Genomic DNA, 11133 nt, shown 5'->3' with positions numbered 1-11133 from the left:
CCCCCCGAAGGACATCCCCCCCGTGGCCAACCTGCACCAGCTCCTCAAGGCGATGGTCGAGAAGGGCGCTTCCGACCTCCACATCACCACCGGCTCTCCGCCGCAGCTTCGCGTCGACGGCGAGCTCGTCCCCTTGAAGACGGCGCCGCTGACTCCGGTGGAGACGAAGCAGCTCTGCTACTCCATCCTCACGGACGCCCAGAAGCACAAGTTCGAAGAGGACAACGAGCTGGACCTGTCCTTCGGCGTGAAGGGCCTGTCGCGCTTCCGCGCCAACATCTTCATGCAGCGTGGCGCGGTCGCCGCGGCGTTCCGGACCATTCCCTTCAAGATTCTGACGTTCCAGGAGCTGGGGCTGCCGCCGGTGGTGGCGGAGCTGGTGAAGAAGTCGCGCGGGCTCATCCTGGTGACGGGCCCCACGGGCTCGGGCAAGTCCACCACGCTGGCGTCGATGATCGACAAGATCAACACCGAGCGTCATGAGCACATCATGACCATCGAGGACCCCATCGAGTACCTGCACCCGCACAAGAACTGCCTCGTGAATCAGCGCGAGGTGGGGGCGGACACGCGGAACTTCAAGACGGCCCTCAAGTACATCCTCCGCCAGGACCCGGACGTGGTGCTCGTCGGTGAGCTCCGCGACCTGGAGACGATTGAGGCGGCGCTCACCATCGCGGAGACAGGCCACATCTGCTACGCGACGCTTCACACCAACAGCGCGGTGCAGACCATCAACCGCGTGCTGGACGTGTTCCCGCCGTACCAGCAGCCGCAGGTTCGCGCGCAGATGTCCTTCGTGCTGGAGGGCGTGATGAGCCAGGCGCTGGTGTCGAAGGCGGGCGGCCCTGGCCGCATCCTGGCGCTGGAGGTGATGGTGCCCAACCCCGCCATCCGGAACCTCATCCGCGAGGACAAGGTCCACCAGATCTATTCGTCCATGCAGGTCGGTCAGGCGAAGTTCGGCATGCAGACCTTCAATCAGGCCCTGGCGGCGCTGCTGCTGCGGCGGCTCATCACTCAGGACGAGGCCTTCGGACGTTCTACGGATCCTGATGAACTGCGCAACATCCTGGCCACGGGCGGTGGGACGCTGCCCGGGATGCAGCGGCCAGGCGGGGGAGCGGGTGGTCGTTAGTTCCGGGATTCAGAGATCAGCGGTTAGAGTGGCGCGGCACCCGCGGAGGTCCAGCTCATGGCAGCCCCAGCAGTGAAGTCGGCATCAGCTCCCAAGAAGGTCACCGCCCAGTTCCTCTGGGAGGCGAAGACCAAGAGCGGGGAGTCCAAAAAGGGTGAGATGGAGGCGATGGACGTCGAGGCCGTCAACGCGCGCCTCAAGTCCCTGGGCCTGAACCCCGTCAAGGTGCGCAGGAAGGGCCTGCTGGATGGGGACATCTCCATCCCCGGCCTGGGCGGCGTCGAAGGCAAGGACATCCTCGTCTTCACCCGTCAGTTCGCCACGATGATCGACGCCGGCCTCCCGCTGGTGCAGTGCCTCGACATCCTCGCGAGCCAGATGGACAACCCTTCCTTCAAGAAGGTGCTGTTCGCCATCAAGGGCAAGGTGGAGCAGGGCAGCACCTTCGCGGACGCGCTGAAGGAGCACCCCAAGGTCTTCGACGAGCTCTACGTCCAGCTCTGCGCCGCGGGCGAGGTGGGCGGTATCCTCGACGCCATCCTCAACCGGCTCGCGGCGTACCGGGAGAAGAACGAGAAGCTCAAGTCCAAGGTCAAGAGCGCGATGACCTATCCGGTCATCGTCATCCTGGTGGCCATTGGCGTGACGGCGGTGCTCCTGCTGAAGGTGACACCCGTCTTCGAGAAGATGTTCGCGGACTTCGGCTCGGAGCTACCGGGGCCGACGCAGATGATCGTGAACTTCTCGCACATGGCACAGGAGTACTTCTTCCATGCGGCGGGCTCCATCACCGCGTTTGTGATGGCGTTCTCATGGAGCTATCGCCAGCCGCGTGGCCGGAAGTTCTGGGACAAGGTGTTCCTCTTCATGCCCGTCTTCGGCCCTGTCCTCCGTAAGGTGGCCGTGGCCCGGTTCACCCGCACGCTGGGGACCATGATCTCCTCCGGCGTGCCCATCCTGGACGCGCTGGACGTCACCGCGAAGACGGCAGGCAACCGGACGGTGGAAGACGCCATCATCTACGTCCGCGGGAAGATCGCCGAGGGCAAGAACATCGCGGGGCCCCTGGCGGAGACGAAGGTGTTCCCGTCCATGGTGGTGCAGATGATCGGCGTGGGTGAGGCGACGGGTGCCATGGACACCATGCTCAACAAGATCGCCGACTTCTACGACGACGAGGTGGACGCGGCCATCAACAGCCTCACGGCGATGATTGAGCCGGTGCTGATGGTGTTCCTCGGCGGCGTGGTCGGTGGCTTCCTCATCGGCATGTACCTGCCGATCTTCTCGCTTGCCGGTGCCATCCAGTAGCGCTGTTGTCGTAGGTGGGCGCCCCTTGGCTGGGGGCGCCTTCAGGTCGCGGCTCGTATGGCTGGTGCTGTTCCGTACGGTGGCCGCGAGCCTGTCGCTCGTCATCACCCTTGCGCGACTGCTCCTGCAGCCTTCTCAGGATCTGAGCCGGGCTGATACCCTGTCGCTCGCGGTCATTGTTATCGCGTACGTCTCGACACTGGTGGTCGGACTGCGGCTGCGGCGGGGGCAGGGCGGCCTCAGTGATGCGTGGGTCCAGGTCGTTGGCGACGTGGTCATCGCCACCGGGCTGGTCTACCTGAGTGGCGGCGCGGACTCGCCCCTGACTTTTCTCTACAGTTTGTCGGTCATTGGCGCGGCCGTCGTATTGGACCGGCGTGGCGCCCTTTGGGCCGCCGCTGCGTCCGCGTTGTGTTTCGCCACGCTGGTGGTGGGCGCGCGCTTCTTCGGCAACGCTCCTGGGGGGCTGATGCCTCCGACCCGGGTGATGTTCGTCCTGGGGAGCAACGCTCTGGCACTGGTGCTCATTGCCGTGTTGGCGGGCTACTTGTCTCGCCAACTCTCCGCTGCGGGGGGTGCCCTGTCCGCTCGCGAGGCGGACCTCCATCGGCTGGGGCGCCTGCAGCAACAGATTCTGTCCTCCATGCCGTCGGGACTCGTCACGTGTGATGCGAGTCGACGCATTACCTACGTCAATCCCGCGGGCTGTTTGATTCTCCAAGTGGATGCCACGCAAGTTGTAGGGACCGACTTGGAGGCGCTCCTTCCAGGCGTGCTCGGGTTGGCTCCCCGCTCGCCGCGCAGTGAGCTGGTGGTGGGCAAGGGGCTGAAGCGGCGCATCCTGGGCCTGTCCGTAACGCCACTCGATGGAGAACCCGGGGCGCTGCTCATGGTGTTCCAGGACCTCACCCAGTTGAGGCGAATGGAGGACGACCTCAAGCGTGCGGATCGGCTGGCGAGCCTGGGGGCGCTCTCCGCTCAACTTGCGCACGAGTTGCGCAACCCGCTCGCGTCCATGCGTGGCTCAGCGCAGTTGCTGGCGCAGGACGCGCAGGACGGCATGGCCCAGAAGCTCACCAACATCCTGATTCGCGAGGCGGATCGACTGGCGCGCCTGGTGGAGGACTTTCTGCGCTTCGCGCGCCCGCCAACACCGGTGCTTCAGCAAGTGGCGCTGGCGTCCTTGCTGACGGAGACGTTGGACATGCTCCGCGTGGACCCTTTGGCTCGGGACGTGCGGGTCGAAACAGCCACTTCGGAGCCCATGGCAGTCTCAGTTGACCCGGATCAGCTCCGTCAGGTGCTCATCAACCTCGTACGCAATGCGTTTCAGGCCGCAGGGCCGCGAGGCCACGTGAAAGTGGCACTGACGCGGGCCGAGAACGAGGCGAGAATCTGCATCTGGGACTCGGGGGGGAGCATCACGGAGGAGATGATGGGGCACTTGTTCGAGCCGTTCTTCACGACGCGGGATGGTGGCACGGGGCTGGGGTTGTCCACTGCACACTCCATCATTCGGGCACATGGTGGCGCCATTCGTGTGCGCTCCAATCCTGAAGAAGGGACCGAATTCGTGGTGGGGTTGCCGCTGTGACCACGATACAGGGAGGGGAGGCGGGGGCGCGCGGCCACATCTTGGTGGTCGACGACGAGCTGTCCATGCGCGAGTACCTCGAACTGCTGCTCCAGCGAGAGGGGTACTTCGTGACGAGCGTGGCCGGGGTGAAAGCCGCGTGCGATGCGCTCGCCTTGGACGGGGTGGACCTGGTCATTTCCGATTTGAAGCTTGGAACCGGCAGTGGGCTCGACGTGCTCCGTGCGGCGCGCGCTCGTCCCGCATCGCCGGAGGTGGTGCTCATCACCGCCTACGGAACGCCTGCGGCCGCCGTGGAGGCGATGCGCGAGGGCGCGTATGACTACATCTGCAAGCCCTTCGACAACGAGGAGTTGCGGCTCCTCGTCCAGAAGGCGCTTGAGAAGCGCTCGCTGCGGCAGGAGAACACCGGACTTCGTGCGCGCCTCTTTCCCGGGCTTGATGGCGCGGTGGGGCAGAGCGCCCGGATGCAGGCCGTGTGGTCGCTGGTGGAAAAGGTGGCTTCCGGACGCAGCACCGTACTGGTGACGGGTGAGAGCGGTACGGGCAAGGAACTTGTTGCGCGTGCCATCCACATGCGCGGCAGCCGCGCCGCTAGACCCTTCCTTCCGTTCAACTGTGCCGCGTTGAATGAGGGGACGCTTGAGAGCGAGCTCTTCGGGCACGTAAAAGGGGCTTTCACCGGGGCTACGCATGACCGTTCGGGCTTGTTGGTCGCGGCGGGCGACGGCACGGTCATGCTGGATGAGGTCGGGGAAATGCCGCTGGCCACCCAAGTGAAGCTGCTCCGCGTGCTCCAGGAGCGGAAGGTGAAGCCGGTGGGGAGCGCGGCGGAGATTCCCTTCCAGGCGCGAGTCATCGCGGCCACGAACCGGCGGCTGGAAGCGGAGGTGAAGGCGGGGCGGTTTCGGGAGGACCTCTTCTATCGCCTCAATGTGATTACGGTGGAGTTGCCGCCTCTGCGCGAGCGCGCTGGAGACATCTCCCTGTTGGCGAGCTACTTCCTGTCGCGGCTGGCGGAGGAACTAGGGAGGCCAGGCCTGCGGTTTGCGCCTGAGACGCTGGCGCTGCTGGAGCGCTATCCGTTCCCCGGGAATGTGCGGCAGTTACAGAACATGGTGGAGCGGGCTGCTACCTTGTCTGACTCGGATCTGCTCGGGCCGACCACGCTTCCGCCCGCGGTGCGTGGAGAGATAGAGCCCACCGTGCGCTCCACGGAGGGGAGCGAGCCAGGGCTTGGCGCGGGTTTCAATCTGGAGCGCCACTTGGATGACAGCGAGCGGCGGTACTTGCTGGCCGCGATGAAACAGGCTGGCGGCGTGAAGACACGGGCCGCGGAACTCCTCGGGCTCTCGTTTCGTTCCTTCCGCTACCGGCTGGCCAAGCACGGCTTGACGGAGGACCTGGAGCCCGGAGGACCCTCCGATGCGTAGGCTGATCGACAGTTCTCGTCAGCGTCAGTGCCGATTTTTGTCAGCCTTGGACTTGAACCCTGGGACTGGATTCTTCATGCCTAGGAAATCCGCAGGGTTGGCGTGGTCGGTAGCTATGGCATGCCACATGCTATTGCCATCCGCGGGCGCAGTGCCCCCCTGTCGCAACCTTTCTTGAGGACCCCTATGCGCGTCTCGCGATTCAACCCCCGCAACCGTGGCTTCACGCTCATCGAGCTCATGATCGTGGTCGCCATCATCGGCATCCTCGCCGCCATCGCCATCCCGAACTTCATCAAGTTCCAGGCCCGCTCGAAGCAGTCCGAGGCGAAGACGAACCTCAAGGCGCTGTACACGGCACAGAAGTCGTTCTTCTCCGAGAAGGACCGTTACTCCAACTTCGCGAACGAGATCGGCTTCGCGCCGGAGCGCGGCAACCGCTACGCGTACCGCGTGTCTGCTGCTGGTGCCTGCGAAGTCCGCGACGTGGCGACCCTCGTGCCCCCGGCCACTGCGGTTTCCTGCATCGAGAACGACTCCTATCGGTTCGGTGCGAACTCCCAGATCGATAACCCGAACCCGGTGGTCGCGACCTTCTCGACCACGGTTGCGGATATGAGCACCACCTTCGGCGTTCTGCCGGGCATTCCGGACTGCCCCAACTGCAACTTCTTCGCGGGCGCCTCGGGTAACGCGGACAACGAGGATTCCAATGATGACTGGGTGATCGCCGGCTTCGAGGGCGTTGGTGCGGCGGGGCCGTGCTCTGAGGAAGGCAATGTCTCCTCCGGCACCCCGTACAACACCCGGAACGACGTGGCCTGCGACGGGCCGTGATTCAGTTTGACTCGGAATGAGCGGTGGCCTTGCCACTGTTCCTGGGGCCGCCTTCCTTTAGGATGGCGGCCCTTCGCCGTTCCTGCCCCCAAGGTGCTCATGCGGATCGTGGTGCTGTGCCTGGCTGTCTGCTCCATCGCACTGTTGGCCGACAAGCCGGCCAAGCCTTTGCGGACGAAGGATGGCCCCATCCTCCCCCGCAGAGAGATGCTCGAAGTGTTAGGTGCGGCGTACAAGCCGCTGTTGGCTGACTTCTACTGGATTCAGGCCATTCAGCAGGTAGGGCGCGCGAACACGGATACCGAGTACCGGGATGTGTTCTTCTATTCGGACTTGGCGACCGACCTCGACCCGAAATTCAGGTTCGTCTACGAGTGGGGTGCCATCACCACGCCCTTCAATCTTGGGCGAGAGCAGTGGGTGAACACGGACTTGTCGTCCAGGCTGCTGACCAAGGGGCTGGCCGCGTTCCCGGAGGACCGTCGTTTCCTGTTCCAGTTGGCCTACAACAAGATGACTTACGACCGTGACTACAAGATGGCGGCCGACTTGCTCATGACGCTGTCGAAGTTTCCGGATATCCCGCAGTACCTGCCTCAATTGGCCACGCGCCTCTACGCGCAGGCTGGCCACTTCGAGTCAGGCCTGCACATGGCGGAGATGCTCCGTGACAGCGCCGAAGACGATGAGTCGAGGGCCTTCTACGAGCACCGCATCAAGGAACTCTTGCGCGAGCGCGTGCTCACGCAGATTGACGATGCCATCGAAGCCTTCCAGAACGATAGAGGCGAGCGTCCCCAGACGGTCTCCGCGTTGGTTCGCGAGGGCTATCTCAACGCCATGCCGGAAGACCCTCTGGAGGGCCAGTTCTTCATTGACCGGCGGGGGCGTGCTCGCTCCACTTCCGGACTCTACAGGTTGGAGATGTACGACGACGCAAAGAAGAAGGAACTGCGTGAGGAGCTCGAAGCGGGTGGCATTCAGCTCGATGAGTCGGAGGTGGGGCCATGAGCGCCGCGACCTCGTCCGCAGTGAGTCTGCCGGTGTCCATTCGTGGGTTGTCCAAGACGTACCGAGTGGGCTTCTTCCTCAACAAGCAGGTGAAGGCGCTCCAAGGCCTGGATCTGGAAATCGCACCAGGACAGGTCTACGGGTTGTTGGGGCCCAATGGAGCCGGTAAGTCCACGACCATCAAGATTCTCATGGGGTTGGTGCGTGCCTCTGAAGGGCAGGCGCTGCTTTTTGGTGAGTCTCCTGACCGACCGCATGTGCGGCGGCAGGTAGGGTTCCTTCCGGAGAATCCTTCGCTCTACGAGTATCTCACCGGGCGCGAGTTCGTGACGCTGGCTGGGCGCATCTTCGGGATGAGCGGTCACGACTTGGACCAGCGCGTGGAGCGCGTGCTCGGCGAAGTCGGCATGGGGCGCGCGTCCGACCTCCAGATCCGCCGCTACTCCAAGGGCATGGTGCAGCGCACGGCGCTGGCCCAGGCGCTCATCAGTGGTCCCCGCCTGCTGGTACTGGATGAGCCTACCTCCGGGTTGGATCCCCTGGGGCGGCGACAGATGCGTGACATCATTCTCGCCGAGCGTGCCAAGGGAACGACCATTCTCTTCTGCACGCACATTATTTCGGATGTGGAGTCGCTCTGCGACCGGGTGGTGGTGTTGGTGGGAGGCAAGCGCGTTCAGGAAGGGAGCGTGCAGGAGTTGGTGTCCGCCAAGGCGCCTTCCGTGGAGATGGTGGTGCACGGTCTTCCACTGGAGCAGCTTCAGTCCCTGGGGTTCGCGTACGAGCACGCGCAGCAGTTGGACAGCCGGGTGTTGCTGCGGGTGCCTGATGCCGCGTCGCATGGCTTGCTGCAGGCCGTCATCACCAAGGGAGGGCGTGTTAGCCGGGTGCAGCCCGCGCGTTTCTCCTTGGAAGACCTCTTCCTGGACGCCATGAAGCAGGCGGGTGGTCAGACAGTGGGCGGGGAGATTCAGTGATGGGTGCCTTTGCTGCCATGGCGTGGAATGGCTTTCGTGAGGCGCGTCGCAACCGGGTAACGGTACTGGTCGCGGCCTTCGCGCTCCTACTGCTCTTCGCCACCACGCTCGTCACCGAGGTCACCGTCAGCACCTTTGACCGGGTGGTGACGGACTTTGGCCTCGGTGTGATGAGCCTGCTGCTCGTCTTCCTCGCCATCTACTTGTCGTCCGGGCTCATCAGCCGCGAAATCGAGCGGCGGACCATCTTCCTGATGGTGTCCAAGCCGTTATCCCGCAGCCGCTTCCTGCTAGCGCGGCTGGCGGGCAACATGCTCACCCTGGGTGTGTTGCTGGTGGCGATGACCCTGCTGTTCTGGGTGGAACTCGTCCTGCATCGCGCGCCCATCACCCAGCCGCAAATGGCCGCCCTCTGGGGGCTGTACCTGGAACTGTTCGTGCTCACCAGCGCTGGGTTCCTGCTTTCCACCTTCGCCAGCCAGTTGGTATCCGCCCTGGTCACGACGGGCTTGTACTTCGCGGGCCACCTTTGCGCGGACATCTACAACCTGGGCGTGAAATCGAAGGTCGAACTGGTGCAGTGGGTCAGCAAGGCCACCTACTACGCCCTGCCCAACCTGGAGCGCCTGAACTTCAGGCCACGCGCCACCTACGCCCTCGAGGTGACTGCGGCTGAGCTTGGCTCTGCCACGCTTTACGCTCTGGGATGGGGCGCGCTCTTCTGCGTACTGGCGGCGCTCGTGTTCGAGCGGCGCGACTTCCGCTGAGTCTCGGGTAGGATGCGTCCCCTGTGACGCATTCCTCCCTGCCGGGATACTTCGGGCCCCTGTTCGCCGTGTTCCTGTTCGTGCTCGGCTTGTGCGTGGGCAGCTTCCTCAACGTTGTCATCGCAAGGGTGCCGCTGGACCAGAGCATCGTTCGCCCGGGCTCGCGGTGCCCCAAGTGCGGGCACGTCCTGGCCTGGTACGAGAACATCCCGCTACTGTCGTGGCTGGCACTACGGGCGCGCTGTCGGGGGTGTGCCACTCCCATCTCCGTGCGCTATCCGCTGGTGGAGCTGCTCACCGGACTTCTCTACTTCGCCTGCCTGCGGCGCTTCGGCTGGACGTACGAGCTGGTGCCCGCGCTGGTGCTCGTGTCCCTGCTGGTGCCGCTCGCCTTCATCGACCTGGACCACTGGATTCTGCCGCTGTCCATGACGGTGTCGGGAATGCTCGCGGGCGTCATGCTCGCCATCCCCCTGGGCACGGAGTTCTTCCGTGACGCGCTGATTGGCGCGGTGGCGGGCTTCCTGTCCTTCCGGGTGATGGAGTACGTGGGCTGGAAGGTCTTCCAGCGAGAAGCCTTGGGGGCAGGGGACAAGTATCTGGTGGCCATGTTGGGCGCGTTCCTGACCTGGCGCTCGCTGCTAGGCGTCCTCCTGTTCGCGTCCATGCAGGGGGCTCTGGTGGGCATCCTGATGTTGTTGTTGACGGGCCGGGCCGGGCCTCGGGCGGAAAGCGCTCCGGAGGCACCCGAAGGTGAGGCGCCTCCGCTCACGATGACTTGGGAGTTCATGCAGCCCGGCCTCCCGCTCTGGAAGCGCCTGCTGCTGGTGCCCGTGTGCCTCCTGGTCCAGCCCATTCCCGACGCGCCGCTGGACGAGGAGGGCGAAGAGGAAGAGTGGGTGCCGGATCGCACCAGCATTCCCTTCGGACCGTGGCTGGCGCTCGCGGGGTTGGAGCTGCTTCTGCTGGGCCCCTGGTTGTCCCGCATCCTGCCGCCGGACATCGCGATGATGTTGGGTGGCCTGCCGTGAGCGGGGTGCGGATGCGATGAAGTGGCGCCTCGCCAGCGTTGCGTTCCTGCTGGGCTCGCTGTCGACGGGGCTCACCTGGCTGTCCGTGCAGCCAGTGCTGTTCCGGTTGTTGGAGGCAGTCCGCCGTTGGGTGCCGGAAGGCAGTGCTCAAGAGGAGGTGCTGTCGCGCGTGAGGGGCGTCCTTCCCGTGGTCCTGGGATTGGACCTGGTCGCTTTGACGGTGCTCACCTACGTGGTCCTGGACTTGATGGTGGGTCTTCCGTTGCGACGCACCGAGGCCGTCGTGGAGCAGTTCGGTCGGTTGGAGCTGGACCCTCACCTGGTTCCGACCCAAGGGGGCTCCGTGGTGTCGCGCATCCAACGGGCGCTACAGCGAATGGCGGAGGCGCTTCGCGAGGAGCAGGCGCTCACGCGTGCGCAGATGGAGTCCCTTCGCGAGTCCAACGCCCGGCTGGCTCGCACCCAGACCGAATTGGTGGCGTCTGAGCGATTGGCCACGGTGGGGCGGCTGGCCGCAGGTGTGGCGCACGAGGTGGGAAATCCACTGGCGGGCATTCTCGGCTACGTGGCCCTGGCTCGGTCCAAGGCGAATACGCCTGAGCTGAAGGACTTCTTGGAGCGCATCGACCACGAGGTGCAGCGCATCGACCTCATCATCCGGGGCCTGTTGGACCTGGGGCGGCCTGGGTCGACCGCGCTGGGGCCAGTGGAGGTGGGGACGGTGGTGGAGACTTGCGTGCGCCTGGTCCAGGTCGCGCCCGAGTTGTCCGGGGTGACGGTGGAACTGGGGCTGGAGCGAGGGCTGTTTGCCCGCGCGGATGCTGGGCCGCTGTCCCAGATTGTCATCAACCTGTTGCTCAACGCTGCCCAGGCCATGGGAGGGCAGGGGGCGGTGCGGGTCTCCAGTCGGCGGGAGGAAAACGAGGCCCGACTGGTCGTGGAGGATGCCGGGACGGGAATCCCCGCCGACGTCATGCCCCGCCTCTTCGAGCCCTTCTTCACGACCAAGGGGAGGGGGGGGACAGGACTGGGAC

General features: G+C 64.8%; 10 protein-coding genes. All 10 read left to right on the top strand.

Annotated features, from left to right (window positions below; all coding sequences use genetic code 11):
* Positions 1-22: 22 nt before the first annotated feature.
* Positions 23-1138 carry a type IV pilus twitching motility protein PilT gene (locus tag G4D87_RS24540; protein ID WP_163784639.1) on the top strand — a complete coding sequence of 372 codons (1116 nt, stop codon included), beginning with the start codon at positions 23-25 and terminating at the stop codon, positions 1136-1138.
* 57 nt (positions 1139-1195) lie between these two features.
* Positions 1196-2449: a type IV pilus assembly protein PilC gene (pilC, locus tag G4D87_RS24535; RefSeq protein ID WP_163784638.1), complete on the top strand. Its 1254-nt coding sequence runs from the start codon at positions 1196-1198 to the stop codon at positions 2447-2449.
* A gap of 25 nt (positions 2450-2474) precedes the next feature.
* Positions 2475-4043 (top strand): two-component system sensor histidine kinase NtrB, encoded by a 1569-nt coding sequence (locus tag G4D87_RS24530; protein ID WP_240358558.1) that lies wholly within the window; start codon positions 2475-2477, stop codon positions 4041-4043.
* Positions 4040-5476, top strand: a complete 1437-nt coding sequence (locus G4D87_RS24525; RefSeq protein WP_163784637.1) for a sigma-54-dependent transcriptional regulator — start codon at positions 4040-4042, stop codon at positions 5474-5476. The genes G4D87_RS24530 and G4D87_RS24525 overlap by 4 nt, the downstream gene beginning before the upstream one ends.
* Before the next feature lie 186 nt (positions 5477-5662).
* Positions 5663-6313, top strand: a complete 651-nt coding sequence (gene pilA / locus G4D87_RS24520) for a type IV pilin protein PilA (RefSeq protein ID WP_163784636.1) — start codon at positions 5663-5665, stop codon at positions 6311-6313.
* A gap of 99 nt (positions 6314-6412) precedes the next feature.
* Complete coding sequence (locus tag G4D87_RS24515) at positions 6413-7324, top strand: ABC transporter (RefSeq protein WP_163784635.1); 912 nt, start codon at positions 6413-6415, stop codon at positions 7322-7324.
* Positions 7321-8301 (top strand): ABC transporter ATP-binding protein, encoded by a 981-nt coding sequence (locus tag G4D87_RS24510; RefSeq protein WP_163784634.1) that lies wholly within the window; start codon positions 7321-7323, stop codon positions 8299-8301. Before G4D87_RS24515 ends, G4D87_RS24510 begins: the two co-directional genes overlap by 4 nt.
* Positions 8301-9068, top strand: coding sequence for an ABC transporter permease (locus G4D87_RS24505; RefSeq protein ID WP_163784633.1), 768 nt, complete (start codon positions 8301-8303; stop codon positions 9066-9068). The genes G4D87_RS24510 and G4D87_RS24505 overlap by 1 nt, the downstream gene beginning before the upstream one ends.
* A 23-nt stretch (positions 9069-9091) precedes the next feature.
* Positions 9092-10099, top strand: a complete 1008-nt coding sequence (locus tag G4D87_RS24500; protein WP_163784632.1) for a prepilin peptidase — start codon at positions 9092-9094, stop codon at positions 10097-10099.
* A 16-nt stretch (positions 10100-10115) separates the two neighbouring features.
* On the top strand, positions 10116-11133 hold a 1018-nt coding region (locus G4D87_RS24495), incomplete at its 3' end, for a sensor histidine kinase (RefSeq protein ID WP_163784631.1).

This window comes from Myxococcus vastator (assembly GCF_010894475.1).
GTDB classification, from domain to species: Bacteria; Myxococcota; Myxococcia; order Myxococcales; family Myxococcaceae; genus Myxococcus; species Myxococcus vastator.
This window is presented reverse-complemented; position numbering and strand designations above follow the sequence as displayed.